Genomic DNA, 20,618 nt, shown 5'->3' with positions numbered 1-20,618 from the left:
CTCAGGTACCAAGCCCAGGTGACGCCTTTTCATCGTGCTCGCCCTCAGGGTCGGCGTGATGCGGGAACAATTTGTCGGTGATTTGATCCAGACGAATCTTGTTTGCGAACAGTGAGAAAGCCAGCACACCGGCCAAGCCATTCGCGCGTTCCACCCAATGCGGCAGCCATCGCGGCGGTGCAATCACACCGGCCGCCTGCATGGGCTCAAAGCGCATGACGTCGTCTAGCGTCATCTTGCCGGAGAACAGTTGGCGACATAGGCGCAAGCGGTCTTGCCGCAGAGACCAACGGAAGAAGGTGTGCACACTGACCAAGCCACGCAGATACACGGTGTCTTTGGTGAAGGCCAGACCACCCGTTGCAGGTACGCCGCGGAAGACGCGTTGTGACGAGGCGAAGCTCTCTTCGACGCTTTGTCCTTGTGCAAGGAAGTATTTGAAGATGTCGATGAAATCAGCGCCGTCCAGCGCTTGTGCAACGGCTTCAATACGCAAACTCACCCGCTTCATGCGCTGAATATCTGTACTGCCGGTGATTTGCTCGGCAAAGGTCGCGAGGCCTTCTTGCGTCGTGGTCGTCCGCGGCGAAGACAATTCAAGACTTTTCACGACCGGCTGCATACGACCGTTCAAAGCCGTCAGCGAATGCACCAAGGCTTCGTGTTGCAGCAATTGCGCGCGATCGTAGTCGGTAAAAATGGCGGAATTGCGCAAGCGAATGCGCGTGGCTGCTGCGGCGGCCTTTGCGATCAAGTTGGGATCGAGTTCAACTGTGATCATGCGACCGTCGAAGAAATCATCGAGGTCGCTTTGGAGTTGTAGCGCTAATGCGGTGGCAGACACGGGAACGGTTTCTGCAGGCGAGACCAATTCATGGTCCAACTCACTTGCAATCGTGATGAAGTGTGTCGCTGCCTCACGCGCGGTGGGGCCATTGCCCGGCAGTTGCTCATCGGGTGTGCCGTACAAGGTCTTCGATAATTCCGTGACCCGCGCGGTGCCGAGGTTCTCCAACAATTCGGCGGCATGGTCCCAACTGCGTGCACTTTCGATCAGGTAATCACCCAATGGGTGCCCTGCTTCTGCTTCGTGCATCACCGCCTGCAGTTCGCGACGTGCGTCCGAGAAATCGTGTTTGGGATAGTCGATCACCGGCAACTTCGGTTGGCCGGCTTGCCATGACTCGATAAATGGTTGCTGCAATTGCGCTGGCCAACTGACCAAGCTCAATAGGCGCAAGCCACGTGCGGCTTCCACCATGCGTGCGTCCAGCGCAGCGTGGTGCGCGATGTCTGGCGTCCAGTTCGACTGTTCTTCGCTCATCCGAATAGCTTAGACATAGTCACGTGTTGGGTCTGCGACCTCGAATCTTTTGGCTTTCTGTTTTGGCCAAAGCCGCCGAGGCGACTTCTTCGTGGAGCTTGCGCCAGCTGTGTAGGCGCGCCGGATCCAAGCGACCTTCGGCAATGGCCGCATTGACCGCGCAGCCGGGCTCTTTCAGATGCTGGCAGTCGCGAAACTTGCATTGGATTTCGAGCGCTTCGATGTCATGGAAAGTGACCGCCGCTTCATCTTCTTCGCCGGTCGGCTTAAGTTCGCGCATACCGGGTGTATCAATCAAACATGCGCCGGAAGGTAAACGCATTAAGGCGCGATGCGTGGTGGTGTGCCGACCGCGAGAGTCGTGCGCACGAACGGCGCCCGTGCGCATTCGCGCTTCGCCCAATAAGGTATTCGTGAGCGTCGACTTGCCCGCACCGCTTGAACCGACCAAGACCACGGTGCTGCCTTCGCCAAGCCACGGGGCCAAGGCGCCGACGGCACTGCTGTCCAACGCGTTCAAGGCGATGACGGCAACGCCTTCGTCCGGCAATGCATCCAGCATCACGCGCGCTTCGTCGAGTCGTTCACCGATATCCGCCTTGGTCAGCACCACGACCGGGTGCACCCCGCCTGCGCGCACCAACATCAGATAGCGCTCGATTCGGCGCGGGTTGAAATCGTCGTCCAATCCGCAGACGACAAAGGCCGTATCGATATTGGCGGCAATCAACTGTTGTTTGTAGTGTTCGCCGGCAGCCGCGCGCTTCATTGCGCTATAGCGGGGCAGCAGGGCCACGATGCGCACGCCGTCTAGCAACACCCAATCTCCCACGCCTGCGCGAATATCCGGACTCACCCTGGGGCGTGTCCATTCCGGCGGCGATTCCACTTTGAAAGCATCGATGCCGTCTTGGCTGACCCGATAGCCCGCGCGATGCTGTTCGACCACGCGCGCCACACGACATTCAGGATGTTCACGCATCAATGTCTGCCAAGATTCGGGCGGCGCAGCAGGCCAGCCGATCGATGCCAATCCGGCAGTACTCAATTCCACAATGCGTAGGGGTTGATCTTCATCGAGGCATTTTAGCCTTAGGCCGCTGAAACCATCGCGGAATGCCAAGGTTTCCCGTAATCTTGGGCGTTTCACGCCTTTTGAACCGACGTATGTCTTTCCAGCCCTTACCCACGCGCGAACGTTTGTCCGAAGTCAGATACGAAATCCGTGGCGCCTTGGCGCGCAGGGCGCGCGAATTGGAAAGTCAGGGCCGCACCTTGGTGAAGCTCAACATCGGCAACCCCGGCAACTTTGGTTTTCGCGCACCTGAGCATTTGCAAAACGCGATCGTGCAGCACATTGCCGACACCGATCCATACACGCATCAACAAGGCTTGCCGCAGGCACGCGAAGCGATCGCTTCACACCACGTACGTCGTGGTGCACAAGATGTGTCTGCTGAACGGGTATTTGTTGGCAACGGCGTGAGTGAACTGATCGATATCTCGTTGCGCGCCTTGTTGAATCCTGGCGACGAAGTCTTACTGCCTTCGCCGGATTACCCGCTTTGGAGTGCGGCGACGATTTTGAACGACGGTCGCCCCGTGTATTACCAATGTTTGCCAGAGAACGGTTTTCAACCGGATCCGAGTGAGATCGAATCCCTCATCTCTTCGCGTACGCGCGCAATCGTGTTGATCAACCCCAACAATCCGACCGGCGCGAGTTACCCGCGCGAAACCTTGGAAGCGATTGTCGCGATTGCACGCAAGCATGGCGTCTTGTTGATGGCAGACGAAATCTACGATCACATTTTGTATGACGATGCGACCTTCGAGCCCTTGGCACCGATCGCGGGTGATCAACCGTGTATTTCATTCGGCGGCTTGTCTAAAGTGCATCGCGCATGTGGTTGGCGCGTCGGTTGGGCAGTGCTGAGCGGAGACCGTGCCGCCACGCAGTCGTATGCACATGCAATGGATCTTTTGGGCGCCTTGCGCTTGTGCGCCAATGTGCCAGGCCAAGTGGCCATTGAGGCGGCGTTGAATGGCGTCGACACCATTACACCTTTGTGCACGCCGTCGGGCCGACTCTACGAAACCCGTCGTGCATTGATTGAGGCCTGCGAAGAAAGCTCGCACCTTTCACTCGTCGCGCCTGCCGGCGCTTTGTACGGCTTTCCAGCCGTTGTGGGTCCTGCAGCGCGTGGCTTTGACGATCATGCCTTTGCGCTCGAATTGCTTGAAACTGAAGACGTATTGATCGTGCCAGGCTCGAGCTTCAACGTGCCCTATCGCAACCACTTCCGCGTGACCTTGTTGCCACGCCCGGAAGTCTTGCGTGATGTCTTCACGCGCATTGACAGGGTGTTGGAGAAACGGGCAGCGTTAGCTGCATGATGAATTTCTTGCAGTTGGGCGATAGCTATACGATCGGCGAAGGTGTTGACGAAGACGACCGCTGGGGACATCAACTCGTACGCGCGCTGAGAAACGAAGGTGTCGCAATCGCGCTGCCGCATATTGTCGCAACGACAGGCTGGACGACAGGCGAGTTGCAATCGCGACTCGATGCGCTTGAGCCCTTGGGCGAAACGTGGGATTTGGTCAGCTTGCTCATTGGCGTCAACAACCAATACCGTGCGTTGTCGTTGCAAGAGTATGTTGCCGAGTTCGAACGCCTGCTTGCGCGCGCCATCCTTTATGCGCGCGGCGATGTTGATCGCGTCTTCGTGCTGTCGATTCCGGATTGGGGCGTCACGCCATTTGCGCGCGAACAAAAGCGCGACCCGCAACAGATTGGCGAAGAGATTGATCAGTTCAATGCCGCTGCGCGCGAGGTCTGTGACAGGTTCGCCGTGCGCTTCGTAGACATCACGCCGGCATCAAGACGTTTTGGTGGCGAGGTCGACATGTTGGTCGCTGACGCACTGCATCCTTCGGGTGCCATGTATGCCCTATGGGCAGCAGAGGCACTGCCGGTTGTGCGCCACATGCCTTCGATTGAAGCCACGCTATGAAGGCCGATCAGATCGAACGCGTATCGCGCGCTTATTTCCCGCAACGGTTTAGTTTTGATCGCTATTACTACCACTATGCGCGCATCAAGTTAAAAACCGATCCGTTGTATCCGGGCGTGTTAACTGCACTGCAAGGCTATTCGGCGCCCTTGCTCGATATCGGCTGCGGCATTGGTCTGTTGGCACAGTTGCTGCGCGACACGGGCGTCACCACACCTTATGCAGGCGTGGATTTTGATGCACGCAAAATCCGCATGGCAACACGCGGCGCTGAAACGAACCGCTTGAACGACGTCCACTTCGAACGCCGTGATGTCACACAGGGTTTACCGGCACATTCGGGCAGCGTCACCTTGTTGGACGTGCTTCAGTTCTTGCCGAATGACGAAGCCCGCTGGCAATTGCTGCGTGATGCCATGCAACGCGTTTCAGCGGACGGCATGTTTGTAATTCGCACGGGCATTGAAGAACGCAATGCAAGTTCGGCGTTTACCGGCTGGGTCGACAACATGTCGAAGCATTGGGGCTGGATGCGTACGGGTGCGAGCCGCTATCCACGCTTGGACGTGCTGCAGGCGTTTTTGGCGGAAGGCGGATTCAACGTTGAAACCACACCACTCAAGAGTGGCACGCCGTTTAACAATTGGTTGCTGGTGGCGCGCCGGGCTTAAAGCGACTCTGGCAAAACCGTCGAATACCCCAAGGCTTCCAAACGCACCAACAGCTGCGACAGCTGCGACACATTGCGCCCGTGTGGTGCACCTTCGTGCATCAAGATGATGGCCCCCGGTGCAAGAGCTTTCTCAATGCGCGCGATCACATCGGCGTCATTGGCTTTCACCGCATCAAAACCGCGCGCGCTCCAACCCACGCGCGCCAGATGCAGGTCCTTCAGCGGTGCCGATACAAACGGATTCGCCATACCGACAACGGCACGAAACCAATGCGGTCGAACGCCGGTCACTGTCGTCAGCTGCGCTTGAGCCGCTTCAATTTGCTGACGCATGCGCACAGGCCCTAAGGCCCAAAACCAAGCTTGCGGGTGGGAATGACTGTGGTTGCCGATGCCGTGTCCGCGCTCGACGATCTCGCGGGCCCAGTCAGGGCGCGCGGCCGCACGATCTCCGACCAAGAAGAACGTGGCACGCGCATTGTGTTTGTCGAGCAAATCCAAAATGGCCGGCGTTTCATCCGAAGGGCCATCATCAATCGTGAGCCAGACGCGTTTGTCGGTGATCGGAAGGCGTGTCAGCACCGGCGAATACAGCTTGGACCCCGGATACAAGACACCCCACATCAACACGGCATGCGTCAAAAACAGCAGTGGCACGCCCCATTGCCAGCCAAATCGATACCAAACCGCTACAACCAGCAGCTGGGACAGCAGAATCCCCAGCCAAACCGCATGGGTGTGCTTGGGTGGCGCATGGAAAGGCAATGTATTCATATAGCGCCCATTCTATGCGAGCCCGTTCAGACTGCCGTTTTTCCCCTGTTTTCGCGGGTTACTCCCGCAAAGTGGCGTAGAATGCCGCAGTAATTTGGAACTACCTGTTGTGAACGGAGTTGTTTGTAATGAGTCTTGAACCAGCGTTGCGTGAACGCATTGAGTCTGTGTTGCGCGCAAGTCGCGTTGTCCTGTTTATGAAGGGCGCACCTGAAGCCCCACAATGCGGTTTCTCCGCGCGTGCCGTGGGCATGCTCGACAGTCTTGGTCTCGACTACGCGCACGTCGATGTCTTGGCCGACCCGGAGATTCGGGAAGGTATCAAGCAATTCGGTGATTGGCCGACGATTCCGCAACTCTATGTCGATAGCGAATTGGTCGGCGGCAGCGACATCATTGCGCAACTGGTCGACAGCGGCGAGCTGCAAAAGATGCTCGGCCTCGCAGAGATTGATCGCACGCCACCTGAGATCACCGTCACTGCATCGGCGATTGACATGCTGCAAGGCGCCTTGCGCGACGCAGGTGGCCAAGCGGCTGTGGAAATCCTGATCGATCGCACGGGCGCCACGCAGTTGCAACTCGCACCGCTCAACGAGCGCGAAATTCAACTGAGCCTTGAAGGCATCGTGTTTCAGTTCGACCTTCCTTCCGCACAACGCGCTAAAGGCTTGAAGATTGATTTTGTCGATGACGAACGCGGCCGCGGATTGGTGATCGGACGTGACACCGGCATTCGCGACATTACGCCCGCTGTCGTTGCGGATCGCGTGGCTGCCGGCACACTGACCGTTGTGGACGTGCGCCCGCCGGAAGAACGCGCCATCGCATCACCTAAGGTGTCGTTGAAAAACATCGACGACGGTGTCGACGCCTTGCTTGCCTTGCCTAAGGACACGCCGTTGGCATTCTTGTGTCATGTCGGCGGCCGGAGTCGCAACATGGCGCAATTATTTGTAGAACGCGGCTTTAGCGAGATCTACAACATTGAAGGCGGCACCGAAGCGTGGCGCAGTATCGACGCCAGTATTCCGAGCTACTGATCGCCCCGGGTTGGGCTTGCCCCGACCCCACCCACTCGCTATGGTGAACGCTCATCAACGGGGATGAGCGTCATGAAATTTTGGGTTGCAGCAGCCGCTGCTTGCACGCTTTTGGCTGCATGCACACATACACCTACGAAACCTTCAACAGCGAAAGCGACAAAGTCGTTCAATTTTGCTGAGGATCCGTATCCCAGCACCTACGCAGCGCTTCCTTCGCGCAGTGTTCTGATTCGTCATGCCACGGTGCTGACCGGTACCGGCGAACGCATTGACGATGGTGATGTGTTGTTGCGCAACGGCCAAGTGGCTGCGGTCGGACACGACTTGGCGGTCCCCGACGATGCGCACATTGTCGAAGCCAATGGCAAGTGGGTCACGCCCGGCATCATCGATGTGCACTCTCATCTCGGTGTCTATCCGAGCCCGGGCATGAACGCGCACAGCGATGGCAATGAAGCGACACAACCGGTCACGCCGAATGTGTGGGCAGAACACTCTGTGTGGCCGCAAGACCCGGGATTCTCGACCGCCTTGGCCGCCGGTGTGACAACACTTCAAGTCCTACCGGGTTCTGCCAACTTGATCGGCGGCCGCGGGGTCACGCTGAAGAACGTGCCCGCCACCACATATCAAGCCATGAAATTTCCGGGCGCACCGTGGGGCTTGAAAATGGCCTGTGGTGAGAATCCGAAACGCGTGTATGCCTCGCGTGGCCCTTCAACGCGCATGGGCAATGTGGCGGGTTATCGCGCCGCATTCGCCGATGCTGCCGAATATATGAAGAAGCGCAACTCGGATGGCGAAGAAGGGGGCAAGCGTGACCTGAAGAACGACACCTTGGCCGGTGCACTACATGGCGATATCCGTGTGCATATTCACTGCTACCGTGCCGATGAAATGTCGACCATGATCGACTTGTCGAAAGAGTTCGGTTTCAAAATTGCTGCGTTCCACCACGCTGTCGAGGCGTACAAGATTGCGGACAAGCTCTCGAAAGAGGGCATCTGTGGTGCGCTCTGGGCTGACTGGTGGGGCTTCAAGATGGAAGCCTTCGACGGCATTCAAGAAAACGTCGCGCTGGTCGATCGCGTCCCCGGCAGTTGCGCCATCGTGCATTCGGATTCAGCCGAAGGTATTCAGCGCCTGAATCAAGAAGCCGCCAAGGTGATTGCGAACGCACGTCGTGTAGGCATCCCGGTCACGCCGGAGCATGCCATTCAGTGGATCACCTTGAATCCTGCGAAATCGATGGGCATTGATCAACGCACCGGCTCGCTTGAAGTCGGAAAGATGGCCGACGTCGTGATTTGGAACGGCAGCCCTTTCAGTAGTTACGCCTTGGCAGAGCACGTCTATATTGATGGCGCAGAGGTGTACGACCGCAGTAACAAATCCTTGCAGCCGAAATCGGATTTCCTCTTGGGCCAAGACCTGATGACCGGAGGTGCACGATGAATCGCCGTGTAGTGCGTGCCGTTGCCGCAGTGTCAATTGCATTGTTTGCATCGCAGGCCGCAGCGCAAGATGTGCTGATTCGAAATGCCAAGGTGCACACAGCCACCGCCAAAGGCACGCTTGAAAACAGCGACGTATTGGTCCGTGGTGGCAAGATTGCCGCCATTGGACGCGGCTTGAATGCACCCGGCGTGCAGAGCGTCGATGCCGGCGGCAAACCACTCACCCCTACCTTGTTTGGCGGCGTCTCTGAGATCGGCATTGAAGAAGTGTCCGGAGAAGAATCGACCGTAGACAGTGGCTTGGCTTTGGGTGCAGGTTCGAAAGACATGCAGGTGCGGCCGGAGTTCGACGTGACGCTCGCCTACAATCCCGCGTCCGTGCTCGTGCCGGTCGCGCGCGTAGAGGGAATTGGCTGGACGGTGCTGGGTGCCATTCCGCGCTCGGGCGGTTCGATCATTGGCGGGCAAGGCGGCATTGTGCGTTTGGATGGCAGCATGGATCCAATCGGTGCACGCATGTTGTTCGTGAATCTCGGCAGTGAGGCTGATGGATTGTCCGGTTTGTCACGTGCCGCGCAATGGATGATTCTTGATCAGTTGATCGATGAATTGAACGGTCGTATTGCGCCGAACTCGCATTTCGCAAAGCTCACCCCCGCAGGCCGCACCGCACTTCGCAAATACATAGGCGGTGGCGGACGCGTGGTGTTTCGCGTGCATCGCGCCGTAGACATCGTGCGCGCCCTGCGCTGGTCGAAGAAGCACAACGTACGCATTGCGCTGATTGGCGCCAGTGAAGCGTGGCGCGTTGCAGACCAAATTGCGGCCGCCAAAGTGCCCGTGTTGGTGGATAGCTTGGCCAACCTCCCCGGCAACTTCGACCAAGTGTTCGCCACCGAAGAAAGCGCGGCCCGTTTGCGTGCCGCAGGCGTCATCGTGACCTTCTCGCAAGGCGGCGACGATCAATCCCACAACGCACGCAAGATGCGCCAAGTGGCAGGCAATGCAGTGGCGCACGGCATGTCATGGAACGATGCCTTTGATGCGATGACACGTGTGCCCGCACAGGTCTTTGGTGTGTCGAATCAAATGGGTTCGATTGCGGTCGGACAACGGGCCGACTTGGTGCTGTGGACCGGTGATCCGCTAGATGTAGGCCAGGTAGCGGAGCAAGTGTGGCTGGACGGCCGCGCGATTCCGATGAAGTCGCGTCAAACGGAATTGCGCGATAGGTACTTGAATTCAAATGATTCCGGCTTACCGCCCGCCTATAGGTGAGCCGGCTTTCACATTCAGTCAGCGCTTTTCAGCGTAGCCTGAATGCAGCTATCCAGTTTCGAGGCACGCCATGTCATCACGTTTCTACTTGAGCATTCCTGACACGCAAAAGCTCGCGGGTGCAGGTCCTTTGGCGTTCCGTTCGCGCGGATCGGCCGGCATTGCGGAAGAGCTTGAAGCGGCTTTGCGCACCGACGTCTTGTACAAGCGTTGGGCGGCTGGCCAAGACGATCCGGAAGATATTGACGTGCAGCTGAGCGCGACCGACCCCAGCGCCACCGTGGTGGGCGAGCAAAAAGACTTGCACGTCGACCTGGTGGTGACGACATCACTCACCGGCGACACGTTGCGCCATCGACTGCGTTTGCTGGCCGGTAGTTTTTGGCAACTCAGAGACGTCACAGCAGCTTGAATTGAGGCAGTAGTAGATTTTCATGAAGTTACTTTTGATTGGCGGCAACGGCCAAGTCGGCACGGAACTGCGTCGCGCACTTGCACCCTTAGGTGAGCTCATCGTCACTACGCGCAGCGGCGAGCCGCTAAACCGCGCATCCACCTTGGCCTGTGATCTTTCAACGCCGAACGCCGCGCGCCATGTGATCGAAATGATCCGACCTGATGTCGTGATCAATGCCACGGCCTATACGGCGGTCGACAAAGCCGAGACCGAACCTGCACTCGCAACACAAATCAATGCCAACGCTGTGGAAGACATGGCGTCCGCGTGCAAGGCGATCGGTATTCCGCTGGTGCACTATTCCACGGACTACGTGTTTGATGGTCAAGGCACTTCGCCTTACCTACCCAATGCGAAAACGGATCCCTTGGGGATCTATGGTCAAAGCAAATTGGAAGGCGAACAGGCGATTCGTAGTTCGGGTGTTCAACACCTGATCTTGCGCACCGCTTGGGTGTACGCAACACATGGCCACAATTTCCTGCGCACCATGCTGCGTGTCGGCGCCGAGCGCGACACCTTGCGCGTTGTGGGTGATCAGATCGGTTCACCCACACCCGCATGGTTGATCGCCGACATCACTGCACAGATTTTGCGGAAAGGGATTGGCCAAGGCGGCACACATCATTTGGTGACCACGGGTCAAACCAGCTGGCATGGTTTTGCAGAAGCCATTTTCGAGTCGGCTTTTGCGCAGGGACTGATTGCGCGCAAGCCGACCGTTGAATCCATTACTTCTGATGAATATCCAACACCTGCCAAGCGTCCCGCATGGTCCGTGTTGGATACACAAAGTTTGCAGTCTACGTACGCTGTGCGTCTGCCCGACTGGCGAGCGGCTTTAGACACGACGCTGGAAAAATCTGCTTAATCAATCCGCGTGTAACGCGGCCGCGTGATAGTCCAAATGCGCGCCAATGAACGATTGAATGAAGTAGTAGGTGTGGTCGTAGCCCTCGTGAATGCCGAGTGCGAGCGGATGATCGTTCGCTGCGCAAGCCGCTTTCAACAGGTCGGGGCGCAATTGCGTGTCTAAGAACTCATCGGCCCCGCCTTGATCAATCTTCAAGGGCAAACGCTCGGTCAACGCCGATGCTACGAGTTCTACCGTGTCGTACTGCCGCCACGCTGCACGATCTTCACCCAAATAGTTTGAGAAGGCTTTCTCGCCCCAAGGGACTTGTGAGGGTGCAACGATGGGTGAAAACGCAGACACACTGCGATAGCGGCCCGGATTGCGCAACGCAATCATCAATGCACCGTGCCCGCCCATGGAATGTCCACTGATGGCACGTGCGCCACTCGTCGTGAAATTCGCTTCAACCCAAGCAGGTAGCTCATCGACGATGTAGTCGTACATCCGGTAATGCGCGGCCCAGGGTGATTGCGTTGCATTGAGATAGAACCCTGCGCCTTTGCCGAGGTCGTAGCCCTCTGCATCTGCAACATCCTCACCTCTCGGGCTGGTGTCGGGTGCAATCAAGATCAGGCCATGCGCCGCGGCGTAGCGCTGCGCGCCTGCCTTGGTGATGAAGTTTTGTTCGGTGCAGGTCAGACCTGACAACCAATACATCACTGGGCACGGACCCTTTGCATACTGCGGTGGCAGGTAAACACCCACCGTCATATCGCACGCCAGTGCTTCTGCACGATGGCGATACACCGACTGCGTGCCGCCGAAGCATGCGTGATGTTCGATGCGCGCGGTCATTTAGAAATGCACCACGCTACGAATCGATTTGCCTTCATGCATCAGATCAAAGGCATGGTTGATCTCATCCAAACCCATGGTGTGCGTGACAAACGGTGCAAGATCAATATCGCCGCGCATCGCATCTTCCACCATGCCGGGTAATTGCGTGCGTCCTTTCACACCACCGAATGCGGTGCCCATCCACTTTCGACCTGTCACCAGTTGGAACGGACGCGTGGAAATCTCTTGTCCCGCGCCGGCGACACCGATGATGACGGACTGCCCCCAACCGCGGTGTGCGCATTCGATCGCTGCCCGCATCACATTGACATTGCCAATGCATTCGAATGAATGATCGACACCCCACCCGGTCATTTCGACAATGACTTGTTGGATGGGTGCCGCATGGTCTTTCGGATTCACACATTCCGTTGCGCCCATGGCGCGGGCCATCTCGAACTTGGAGGCGTTCGTGTCAATCGCAATGATGCGGCCTGCTTTTGCTTGGCGCGCACCTTGAATCACCGCCAGACCAATGCCGCCCAAGCCAAACACTGCAACCGAATCGCCTGCTTGAACTTTCGCCGTGTTGTGTACAGCACCGATACCTGTGGTGACGCCGCAACCAAGCAAGCACACATGCTCGGGATTTGCCTCAGGGTTCACCTTCGCCAAAGACACTTCTGCGACGACCGTGTATTCACTGAAGGTTGAACAGCCCATGTAGTGATAGATCGGCTCGCCCTTGTACGAGAAGCGTGTGGTGCCATCTGGCATGAGGCCTTTGCCTTGCGTCGCACGCACTGCCACACACAAATTTGTTTTGCCGGATTTACAGAACAAACACTCGCGACATTCCGCTGTATACAAAGGAATCACATGGTCGCCCGGCGCCACCGAAGTCACGCCTTCGCCGACGTCCACCACGATGCCAGCACCTTCGTGCCCCAGAACCGCCGGAAACACACCTTCCGGATCTTCACCTGACAAGGTGAATGCATCTGTATGGCACACGCCCGTATGGGTGATGCGCACGCGCACTTCGCCTGCTTTGGGGGGCGCGACATCAAGCTCCACCATTTCCAAGGGCTGACCCGCAGCAAACGCGACCGCTGCGCGCGATTTCAACACTTGACCGTGTGTATTAGACATATCTTTCCTTTTTTCAACAGCACATCGCTGGACACCACTGCATACCTTAGCGCAAAAAGAAAGCGCCACTTTCGTGGCGCCCTCGTTTAAAACTTGCGTTTTGAATTACTTCTTCTGGCCCATTTCGTATTGTTTCGGCGGTTCAGCGCCCAACAAGTTCTTCACGAAGTAATCCCAGCGGCGACGCATCACGTAATTGCTGTCGATACCGTATCCGTGACGTGCGTGCGGCAACATCAATAGATCGAAATCTTTATTGGCTTTCACCAACGCATCGACCACCAGCAAGGTGTTTTGCGGCGGCACGTTGTCATCCATCATGCCGTGGATCAAGAACAGCTTGCCTTTCAGGTTCTTGGCGTGCGCTGCGTTGTCTTGGTTGGTGTAGTTGGTTTTACCGTCACCCTTGTCGACCATCAGACCGTGATAGCGCTCTGCCCAATCGTCTTCATACAAACGGTTGTCGTGGTTGCCGCTTTCAGAGATACCCACTTTGTACACGTCGGGGTACATGAACATGGCGGTTGCCGTGGCGTTGCCGCCACCCGAGTGACCCCACATGCCAGCACGTGACAGATCAATCCACGAATACTTCGCCGCCAAGTTCTTCAGACCGGCCACTTGGTCAGGCAAGGTGTTGTCGATCATGTTGCCGTAGTAGGCATCATGGAACGACTTGCTGCGCCACGGCGTACCCATGCCGTCCATTGCAATGACGATGAAGCCGAGTTCCGCCAACGCTTGATGGTCACCATGCGCCGGTTGGAAGCTGCGCGAGCGCACCGAACCGACCTGCGGGCCCGGATAGATATACGTGATGATCGGATACTTCTTTTTGGCGTCGAAGTTCGATGGCTTGAACATTTGGCCGTAGATGTCGGTCTTGCCATCGCGACCCTTCACAACGAAGGGTTCAGGCGCGACCCAACCGGACGCCTTCAGGCGCGTCAAATCTGCATGCGCCAATTGAGACACCACTGCACCGGTGTTCATGTCACGCACGGTCCACATCGGTGCGGTGTTGATCGTCGACACTTGATCAACAAAGGTCGAACCTTCATCAGACACACTCACGATGTGATCGCCGGACTCCGGCGTCAACGAAGTGATTTCGCCCGTGCCCATGTTCACTTTGTAGAAGTGCTTGTAGTACGGGTCTTCGCCCTTCTCTTTACCGACGGCTTGCACCCACAAGTTGCGTCCCGGTTTGTCGAAGCGTTCAATCTTCCAAACATTCCAGTTGCCCGAAGTGAGTTGTTTTTTCACCTTGCCGGTGGTCAGGTCATGCAAATAGAGATGACCCCAATCGCTCTTTTCCGAGAACCAAATGAACTCATTGGTTTCAGGCATGTAGCGCCAGTTCGGGCTGCCGTTACCGCTTTCGTACTGCGTCGCAACGGTTTCTTTATACACATCGCGCACAGCGCCGGTATTGATGTCGGCCACGCGCAATTGCGCACTCTTGTGGCCGCGGTCGGTGCTGACAAAAGCCAGTGACTTACCGTCATCTGCCCATTGCACGTCTTCCCAGCCGCCATTGCAGCTGACGTCGTCACAGAAGGTCGAACGGTGCTGGTCGGCCGGCATCTTCAAACGCACCGTTTTCGCCGCAGCGGGATTCGACACGTCGATGATCACGCGTTCGATCGTGGTGATGTCTTTGTCACCGAGGAACGGGTACTTCCACGTTTCGACAACGGGTGCGCCCGGACGGGTCGACACCAAGGCCATCGTGGAAGTCTTGCGTTGATCTTGTTGGAAGGTGGCAATGCGGGTCGAATCCGGCGACCACACGACGACCGGGCGATCGCTGTGCTGCCAACCGGCGTTGTCGGTCGCATAGCCGAAATCGGTCACGCCGTCTTTGGTGATTTGCGTTTCTTTGCCGGTCGCGCGGTCGCGCAAGACCAAGTTCCAGTTGCGAATGAAGACTTCGTATTTGCCATTGGGTGAAGCAATTGCAGGTGCATTCCCCGGCGCTGCGGCAACTTTGCCTTCCGCGGCCTGACAGACGTAGTTCGCGTCGCAGGTCCAACGCTTCTTTGCATACGTGAAATTGACACTGCCGTTTTTCTCGAGTGAGAGCTCACCCATCATCATCGGCAACATCGTGGCATCGACTTTGGCGTTCGAAGCCTTGGCCAACTCAATGGCCAATCGCTCAACGTCCAAAGCGCGCTTGGCTTGTTGATCGCCGGACTGCCACACCTTGTATTCGGCCTTGCCGTTATTGCGCTCGACGAAGAGGACGCGATCGCCATCCAGCCACTTCACATTGGATACGGAATCATCGATGAGCCGCATCGTAGCGGGTGCCAACATCTTCTCGGCACGTGCGTAGTCGGCGTCGGTGACTGCGGCGTTTTGCGCCAATGCAGGCCCTGCCATTACCAGCGCCACCGAGAGTGGAAGCGCGCGAATCGAAATGCCCATGGGTCAGATCCTTGAACGGGAGACATAGTCCCTGAACGTACCAAAAGCCCACCCGCGCTTCTATGTGCCATTAGTTCGGAAACCTTGTCTCAGGTCACACGGGACAACATCTTCTGCGAGCGAATCAAGCGGGCCCAGCGGGTTCCGACGTCTGTCAGGCACACATAGACCGCTTCCGATCCCAATTTCCCGGCCATACGCCATGACCACGTAAAACGCGATTCGGCGGCGCAAACGTCAGCGTCCAGTCCAAGTTGACGCGCAAATTGCAGACACCGCGCCAGGTGATAACGGCTACTCAGCAAGGTCACAGGGGCTTGAACACCGTGCGATCGCATCAAATCGCGTGCATTTCGCAGATTTTGCAGCGTATCTCGCGAAGCGTCTTCCAGATAAAAGCGACCGTTATCTGCAATCCCGCGTGCGAGTAAGCCGGCGCGCGCAACTTCAGCTTCGGTCGGCACACCCATGGGGCCCCCACCCAATAACAGCACTTCGGCGCCGCCGCCTGAATTCAAAACCGCCGCCGCCCGATCCAATCGCCGCTCGAAGTCAGCGTCGGTCTGACCCATCGGCGCGTGCTTTCCGAACACCAAAAGGCAATGCGTCTCGTTAGACACCACCGGCGCAGTCACCGCCGTGCGCCAAACACGCAGGAAATAGTAGGCATAGAGCAAACCCGCAGTTCCAACGCAGGCCAAGAGGGCGACACCCATGACCTGTAAGACGTCCGCGTCTTTCAAAAGGCTTCGTTTGTGGGTGCGTCGACTCGGCATACGGCAATTTTAATCGTTCACGAAATGCACTGAGGGCGGCGGCATATGCGCTAGCCCCCTCTATAATTGGGTGAATCCGTAACGATGATCACTGTGACGCCTGCAAAACCCGAGAACCGGACAGCGCCCTTAGCGATACGCGCCTATACCGCAACAACTGCCTTGGGCCGAGGACGCCAGGCGCAAGTCGACGCCCTCCGTGCAGAACGCTCGGGTCTCAGACCCAATGATTTCAGTGAAGCCCCATTGACCTGCCATATCGGCCGCGTCGAAGGTGTCGAGGACGCACCGTTGCCCGAGGCGTGGCAGCTGTGGGAATGTCGCAACAACCGCTTGGCCTGGCTCGCGTTGCAGCAAGACGAGGTGTGGGCGGAACTGACGCGCATGAAAGCGAAATACGGCGCCGATCGCGTTGCATTGGTGATTGGCACCTCGACCGCGAGCATTGGTGCAACGGAAGAAGCCTATACGCGTCTCAAAGAAGACGGCAGCTTTGCCGACGATCTCGCACGCGCCATCGTGCATACCCCGAATTCCTTGGGTGACTTTTTGCAGCACGCAACAGAGTTACGCGGGCCGAGCATCACCGTGGCCACCGCATGCTCCTCGAGCGCCAAAGTGTTTGCGCAAGCGGCCCGATTGATTGCCGCCGGGGAAGCAGACGCCGCCTTGGTAGGCGGTGTCGATACCTTGTGTGGCAGCGTGCTGTTCGGATTCAACTCTTTGGGCTTGGTTGCGCCAGAGCCGTGCAAACCGTTTGACGCCCATCGCAATGGCATTTCTTTGGGTGAAGCCGGCGGCTTCGCTGTACTTGAGCGCGCCGATGGCAATGACACTGGGCTGATGTTGCTGGGCCACGGTGAATCCAGCGATGCGTATCACATGAGCACACCGCACCCCGAGGGCTTGGGTGCACGCAAAGCGATGCAAGCGGCACTCGACCGTGCCGGCTTATCGCCTGCGGATGTCGACTATCTGAATTTGCACGGCACTTCGACGCCGGCCAACGACCAAGTGGAAGCGATTGCGGTCAAAGCCATGTTCCCTGACACCCTGCATGCGGCTTCAACCAAAGGTTGGACCGGTCATACCTTGGGCGCAGCGGGCATCGTCGAATCCGTATTTGCATTGATTGCTTTGGAAGAGGGCTTCATGCCCCGCACTTTGAACAGTGCAACACCGGACGCCATTTGCGGACCACAGATACGTTTTGCGCCCGCAGAAAAATCGGTGTCCGTTGCGATGAACAATTCGTTCGGCTTCGGCGGCAATAACTGCTCCTTGGTGTTCGGCAAAATCACGCAGCCAACGCATGTCGACACGCACGCGCGTCAAGCACAGGACGGCACGCGTGAGGCACGTATCGAAGGGTTTGGCTTCTGGTGCAACGACATTCCGAATTGGGAAGCCGCGCAAGCCTTTGCACGAACAGGTGAACTGTTGGGCACGGCGCCGTCCAAGCCCTCGCCTGAAATGCTGCCGGCAAACGAGCGTCGTCGTGCACCCGAATCCGTCGCAGTAGCTCTCGAAGTGGCGCAAGCCGCCGTTGCAATGTCGGGCCGCGACCCGAAAGCCTTACCGTCGATATTCGCGAGCACGGATGGCGACCTCGTCATTACGGATTACGTCTGCGCGACGTTGCGCGACGCACCGGATTCAATTTCGCCCACCAAATTCCATAACTCTGTGCATAACGCAGCAGCGGGTTATTGGACGATCGGGCACGGCTGCATGGCCCCTTCCAGTGCCGTCACGGCCTACTACTGGACCTTTGCACAAGGTTTGATGGAAGCACTGATTCAACTGGCCAATGGTGAAGAGGCCGTTGTGTTGTCGGCGTTCGATACCGGCTCGGTCGGTCCGTTGTCGACGGTGAGTACCGGCCGCGGTTTGTTGGGCGCGGGTTTTGTGTTGTCGAATGCCGAAGGCGGCACGCGCCTGCGTGCGCGCTTCGTCGACGGTGATCCCGATCCGAACCAAGGCGCGCTTGGCCAAAAGATGCAGATCAATCGCATGTCGCGCATGCTCCCGTTGATTGATGCCATGGCATTGGGCAAAGACGCTGTCGTGAATCTCGATGCCGGTATTGGCCGCGTCTTGCAAGTTGAGTTGATTCACGCACCATGACTTTGAATCGACACAATATCGCCGTGGTCATTCCGGCCCTCAACGAGCGCTTGCGTATCTGCGATGTGGTCGATGACGCTTTGCAGTTTGCCGACACCGTGATCGTGGTCGACGATGGCTCAGACGACGGCACCAGCGAACTCATTCAAGATCGCCCCATTACCTTGCTACGCCATTCGCAACGCATGGGTAAAGGCCAATCGTTGCGCGATGGTTTCAAGCAGGCCTTGGCCATGGGTGCGCTTGCAGTGACGACGATGGATGGCGACGGCCAGCATCTTGCCAAAGACATTCCGCGTTTGATCGAAGCCGCGAATGCACATCCCGGTGATGTGATCATCGGCGCGCGCATGAAGAAACGTGCATCGCAACCTTGGTATCGCCGACTCGGTAATGATTTCGGTGACTGGGGTATCAGCTGGGGTTGCGGCTACGGCGTTGTCGATACGCAAAGTGGTCAGCGCCTTTATCCGCGCAGTGTGTTCTCGCTTGATAACGTGCCGGGCGAAGGCTTCGTGTACGAGGCGCAATTGCTGATTTCAGCATCACGTCGCGCGGGCGCCGGTGTCGTGTGTGTACCGATCGAGGCACGCTATGCGTGTACAGATGCAGCGCAAGAATATCGTAAGAGTCATTTCCGTCTGGGCCGTGATTTGTACAACATCACTTCGCACGTGGTGGGACAAGTGATTGCCTACGGGCATGTGGTTCGCGAATACCGTAACGTGCGCCGTCAACCTGCGCGCGTTTTTGAATCCTGATGGTTTGAGGTTCTAATTTTGAAGAGCACAGAAGTTTGCATTTTGGGCGGTGGCTTGGCCGGCCTGACCTTGGCCTTGCAGTTGAAGCACGCACGCCCGGACACCGACATCGTGGTGCTTGAACGCCGCAAAGGTCCGGCACCCGATGCGGGCTTCAAAGTGGGCGAGTCCACGGTCGAAATCGGTGCGCATTACTTCTGCAAGAACCTCAATTTGGCTTCGCATTTGCACGAAGATCAAATTCGCAAGTTCGGATTCCGCTTCTTCTTCAATGACGGATCCGATCGCATTGATCAATGCACGGAAGTGGGCGTCAGCATGTTGCTGCCCACCGCATCTTGGCAGCTGGATCGCGGGCGTTTTGAGAACTCATTGATGGCACACGCGGAGGCTGCAGGTGTGCGCGTGGTCATGGATGCCGTCGTCAAAAAAGTTGAGTTGGACGAACAAGGCGGCCTGCATGGCGTCGAGTACGAGCAAGGTGGCGCGCGCGAAACACTGGCCTCGCGCTGGGTCGTCGACGCCGCGGGTCGTGCAAATATCCTCAAACGCAAACTGTCGCTTGCCAAACCCAACGCGCACGACGTCAATGCCGTTTGGGCGCGCGTGGAAGGCTGCGTAGACCCGAACACCTGGACCGACAACGAGGCGTGGCTGGACCGTTGCACGCCGCGTGAGCGCTGGCGCTCAACGAATCATCTGTGTGGTGAAGGCTATTGGCTGTGGTTGATTCCCTTATCGTCAAACGCCCACTCCATCGGCATCGTCGCGGACCAAGCCATCCATCCGCTTGAACAGATGAACACGCATGAGAAGTTCATGCAGTGGCTGTCTGTGCACCAGCCGCAGTTGCATGCGGACCTGTGCAAGCCGGAACACGCGCTGATCGATTTCAAGTTTATGCGTCACTTCTCGCATGACTGCAAACAGGTTTTCTCCAAGCACCGCTGGGCGTTGACGGGTGAATCCGGTGTGTTCCCGGATCCGTTCTATTCGCCGGGCAGCGACTTTATTGCCATCTCAAACACCTACATCACAGATCTGATTTGCAAAGACTTGAGCGGCCACGCCATCGACATGCATGCGGACATCTATCAACAGCTGTTGTTCTCTTTCCACGAGAACACCATGACGCTGTACCAAGACCAGTACGCACTTTTCGGCAATGCCATGGTCATGCCGGTCAAGGTTGTCTGGGATTACACCTACTATTGGGCGCTGCTTGCGCCCTTGTATATCTCGGGGCGCATTGCGCATTTGAGCGTGCTCGCACGATTGCGCGGGCCGATGGAAGCCGCAAGTCGTTTGAATCTGTTGATGCAACCGGTGCTGCGTGCATGGCACCACGCAAGTCAGTTCGGCGCGCCTGAAGACGGTCGTTTGCTCGACCAGTACAAGATTGACTGGTTCAAAGAAATGAATCGTTCGTTGACCGATGTTCTGACCGACGCCGAGTTCATCGCGCGCATTGAATCCAATATCAACACGCTCACGCGTCTGGCCGCTGAAATCGCCGACGTCATCCGTGCGCGCAGTCCGGAAGTCGATTTGTCTGCGCTCGATGCCATGTTCGCGAAGGCCGAAGCACCGGCAGCTGCACCGATGTTGGGCGCCGTTTGGTACGCAAGCGCTTAAAGATTCGCGCCTGCG

Annotated in this window: 18 protein-coding genes and 1 pseudogene; 12 read left to right on the top strand and 7 right to left on the bottom strand. The window is 57.4% G+C overall.

Annotated features, from left to right (window positions below):
- Position 1 precedes the first annotated feature (1 nt).
- A complete protein-coding gene (locus G7069_RS04700) occupies positions 2-1,324 on the bottom strand; it encodes a flavohemoglobin expression-modulating QEGLA motif protein (protein WP_166294781.1) in 1,323 nt (440 codons plus the stop codon).
- A gap of 19 nt (positions 1,325-1,343) precedes the next feature.
- Positions 1,344-2,357, bottom strand: coding sequence for a ribosome small subunit-dependent GTPase A (gene rsgA / locus G7069_RS04695; RefSeq protein WP_240912652.1), 1,014 nt, complete (start codon positions 2,355-2,357; stop codon positions 1,344-1,346).
- A 134-nt stretch (positions 2,358-2,491) separates the two neighbouring features.
- Between rsgA and G7069_RS04690 the strand changes: the two genes are divergently transcribed.
- The 3 genes from G7069_RS04690 to G7069_RS04680 are packed head-to-tail and all read left to right on the top strand — an operon-like array spanning position 2,492 to position 5,012.
- Positions 2,492-3,721 carry an aminotransferase class I/II-fold pyridoxal phosphate-dependent enzyme gene (locus tag G7069_RS04690; RefSeq protein WP_166294779.1) on the top strand — a complete coding sequence of 410 codons (1,230 nt, stop codon included), beginning with the start codon at positions 2,492-2,494 and terminating at the stop codon, positions 3,719-3,721.
- Entirely contained in the window at positions 3,718-4,341 is a 624-nt protein-coding gene (locus G7069_RS04685; protein ID WP_166294777.1) for an SGNH/GDSL hydrolase family protein, read from the top strand. The genes G7069_RS04690 and G7069_RS04685 overlap by 4 nt, the downstream gene beginning before the upstream one ends.
- Positions 4,338-5,012: a class I SAM-dependent methyltransferase gene (locus tag G7069_RS04680; RefSeq protein WP_166294775.1), complete on the top strand. Its 675-nt coding sequence runs from the start codon at positions 4,338-4,340 to the stop codon at positions 5,010-5,012. The genes G7069_RS04685 and G7069_RS04680 overlap by 4 nt, the downstream gene beginning before the upstream one ends.
- Here the strand turns inward: G7069_RS04680 and G7069_RS04675 are convergent.
- The gene (locus G7069_RS04675) at positions 5,009-5,788 is read right to left on the bottom strand and encodes a polysaccharide deacetylase family protein (RefSeq protein ID WP_166294773.1); all 780 of its coding nucleotides are present in this window, start codon (positions 5,786-5,788) and stop codon (positions 5,009-5,011) included. The two genes, G7069_RS04680 and G7069_RS04675, sit on opposite strands and share 4 nt — an antisense overlap.
- A 128-nt stretch (positions 5,789-5,916) precedes the next feature.
- Between G7069_RS04675 and grxD the strand changes: the two genes are divergently transcribed.
- The 5 genes from grxD (at position 5,917) to rfbD (ending at position 10,897) form a co-directional block, all read left to right on the top strand.
- Positions 5,917-6,831: a Grx4 family monothiol glutaredoxin gene (gene grxD / locus G7069_RS04670; protein WP_166294771.1), complete on the top strand. Its 915-nt coding sequence runs from the start codon at positions 5,917-5,919 to the stop codon at positions 6,829-6,831.
- A gap of 72 nt (positions 6,832-6,903) precedes the next feature.
- A complete protein-coding gene (locus G7069_RS04665; RefSeq protein WP_166294769.1) occupies positions 6,904-8,289 on the top strand; it encodes an amidohydrolase in 1,386 nt (461 codons plus the stop codon).
- Positions 8,286-9,569: an amidohydrolase family protein gene (locus tag G7069_RS04660; RefSeq protein ID WP_166294766.1), complete on the top strand. Its 1,284-nt coding sequence runs from the start codon at positions 8,286-8,288 to the stop codon at positions 9,567-9,569. The genes G7069_RS04665 and G7069_RS04660 overlap by 4 nt, the downstream gene beginning before the upstream one ends.
- 70 nt (positions 9,570-9,639) lie before the next feature.
- Positions 9,640-9,981: a hypothetical protein gene (locus G7069_RS04655; RefSeq protein WP_166294764.1), complete on the top strand. Its 342-nt coding sequence runs from the start codon at positions 9,640-9,642 to the stop codon at positions 9,979-9,981.
- Between the two features lie 22 nt (positions 9,982-10,003).
- On the top strand, positions 10,004-10,897 hold the full coding sequence (rfbD, locus tag G7069_RS04650; protein ID WP_166294762.1) for a dTDP-4-dehydrorhamnose reductase: 894 nt from the start codon (positions 10,004-10,006) through the stop codon (positions 10,895-10,897).
- Here rfbD and fghA read toward each other — a convergent pair whose 3' ends face one another.
- The 4 genes from fghA to G7069_RS04630 all read right to left on the bottom strand — a co-directional run bounded on the left by fghA (position 10,898) and on the right by G7069_RS04630 (position 16,080).
- Positions 10,898-11,737, bottom strand: coding sequence for an S-formylglutathione hydrolase (gene fghA, locus G7069_RS04645; protein WP_166294760.1), 840 nt, complete (start codon positions 11,735-11,737; stop codon positions 10,898-10,900).
- A complete protein-coding gene (locus G7069_RS04640; protein WP_166297531.1) occupies positions 11,738-12,847 on the bottom strand; it encodes an S-(hydroxymethyl)glutathione dehydrogenase/class III alcohol dehydrogenase in 1,110 nt (369 codons plus the stop codon).
- Positions 12,848-12,976: 129 nt separating this feature from the next.
- Positions 12,977-15,304 (bottom strand): S9 family peptidase, encoded by a 2,328-nt coding sequence (locus G7069_RS04635; RefSeq protein WP_166294758.1) that lies wholly within the window; start codon positions 15,302-15,304, stop codon positions 12,977-12,979.
- An 89-nt stretch (positions 15,305-15,393) separates the two neighbouring features.
- Complete coding sequence (locus G7069_RS04630; protein ID WP_166294756.1) at positions 15,394-16,080, bottom strand: YdcF family protein; 687 nt, start codon at positions 16,078-16,080, stop codon at positions 15,394-15,396.
- A gap of 84 nt (positions 16,081-16,164) precedes the next feature.
- Here G7069_RS04630 and G7069_RS04625 point away from each other — a divergent pair.
- From G7069_RS04625 to G7069_RS04615, 4 genes and pseudogenes are all read left to right on the top strand, one after another.
- Positions 16,165-17,376 (top strand): annotated as a pseudogene (locus G7069_RS04625) (beta-ketoacyl-[acyl-carrier-protein] synthase family protein); the annotation flags it as partial.
- A complete protein-coding gene (locus tag G7069_RS10660; RefSeq protein ID WP_240912651.1) occupies positions 17,377-18,207 on the top strand; it encodes a beta-ketoacyl synthase chain length factor in 831 nt (276 codons plus the stop codon).
- Positions 18,204-18,968, top strand: a complete 765-nt coding sequence (locus tag G7069_RS04620; RefSeq protein WP_166294754.1) for a glycosyltransferase family 2 protein — start codon at positions 18,204-18,206, stop codon at positions 18,966-18,968. Before G7069_RS10660 ends, G7069_RS04620 begins: the two co-directional genes overlap by 4 nt.
- Before the next feature lie 18 nt (positions 18,969-18,986).
- Positions 18,987-20,603, top strand: coding sequence for a tryptophan 7-halogenase (locus tag G7069_RS04615; protein WP_343162592.1), 1,617 nt, complete (start codon positions 18,987-18,989; stop codon positions 20,601-20,603).
- Positions 20,604-20,618 lie beyond the last annotated feature (15 nt).

This window comes from Lysobacter sp. HDW10 (assembly GCF_011300685.1).
Taxonomy (GTDB): domain Bacteria; phylum Pseudomonadota; class Gammaproteobacteria; order Xanthomonadales; family Xanthomonadaceae; genus Solilutibacter.
The sequence above is the reverse complement of the archived record's forward strand: the minus strand, read 5'-3'. Positions and strand labels throughout refer to the sequence as shown.

Excerpts from the sequence above, each read along its gene's own strand:
- G7069_RS04655 (WP_166294764.1), top strand. The coding sequence starts at position 9,640 with ATGTCATCACGTTTCTACTTGAGCATTCCTGACACGCAAAAGCTCGCG.
- G7069_RS04675 (WP_166294773.1), bottom strand. The coding sequence starts at position 5,788 with ATGAATACATTGCCTTTCCATGCGCCACCCAAGCACACCCATGCGGTT.
- G7069_RS04630 (WP_166294756.1), bottom strand. The coding sequence starts at position 16,080 with ATGCCGAGTCGACGCACCCACAAACGAAGCCTTTTGAAAGACGCGGAC.
- G7069_RS04690 (WP_166294779.1), top strand. The coding sequence starts at position 2,492 with ATGTCTTTCCAGCCCTTACCCACGCGCGAACGTTTGTCCGAAGTCAGA.
- rfbD (WP_166294762.1), top strand. The coding sequence starts at position 10,004 with ATGAAGTTACTTTTGATTGGCGGCAACGGCCAAGTCGGCACGGAACTG.
- G7069_RS04620 (WP_166294754.1), top strand. The coding sequence starts at position 18,204 with ATGACTTTGAATCGACACAATATCGCCGTGGTCATTCCGGCCCTCAAC.
- G7069_RS04635 (WP_166294758.1), bottom strand. The coding sequence starts at position 15,304 with ATGGGCATTTCGATTCGCGCGCTTCCACTCTCGGTGGCGCTGGTAATG.
- fghA (WP_166294760.1), bottom strand. The coding sequence starts at position 11,737 with ATGACCGCGCGCATCGAACATCACGCATGCTTCGGCGGCACGCAGTCG.
- G7069_RS04700 (WP_166294781.1), bottom strand. The coding sequence starts at position 1,324 with ATGAGCGAAGAACAGTCGAACTGGACGCCAGACATCGCGCACCACGCT.
- G7069_RS04685 (WP_166294777.1), top strand. The coding sequence starts at position 3,718 with ATGATGAATTTCTTGCAGTTGGGCGATAGCTATACGATCGGCGAAGGT.
- grxD (WP_166294771.1), top strand. The coding sequence starts at position 5,917 with ATGAGTCTTGAACCAGCGTTGCGTGAACGCATTGAGTCTGTGTTGCGC.
- G7069_RS04660 (WP_166294766.1), top strand. The coding sequence starts at position 8,286 with ATGAATCGCCGTGTAGTGCGTGCCGTTGCCGCAGTGTCAATTGCATTG.
- G7069_RS04680 (WP_166294775.1), top strand. The coding sequence starts at position 4,338 with ATGAAGGCCGATCAGATCGAACGCGTATCGCGCGCTTATTTCCCGCAA.
- G7069_RS04665 (WP_166294769.1), top strand. The coding sequence starts at position 6,904 with ATGAAATTTTGGGTTGCAGCAGCCGCTGCTTGCACGCTTTTGGCTGCA.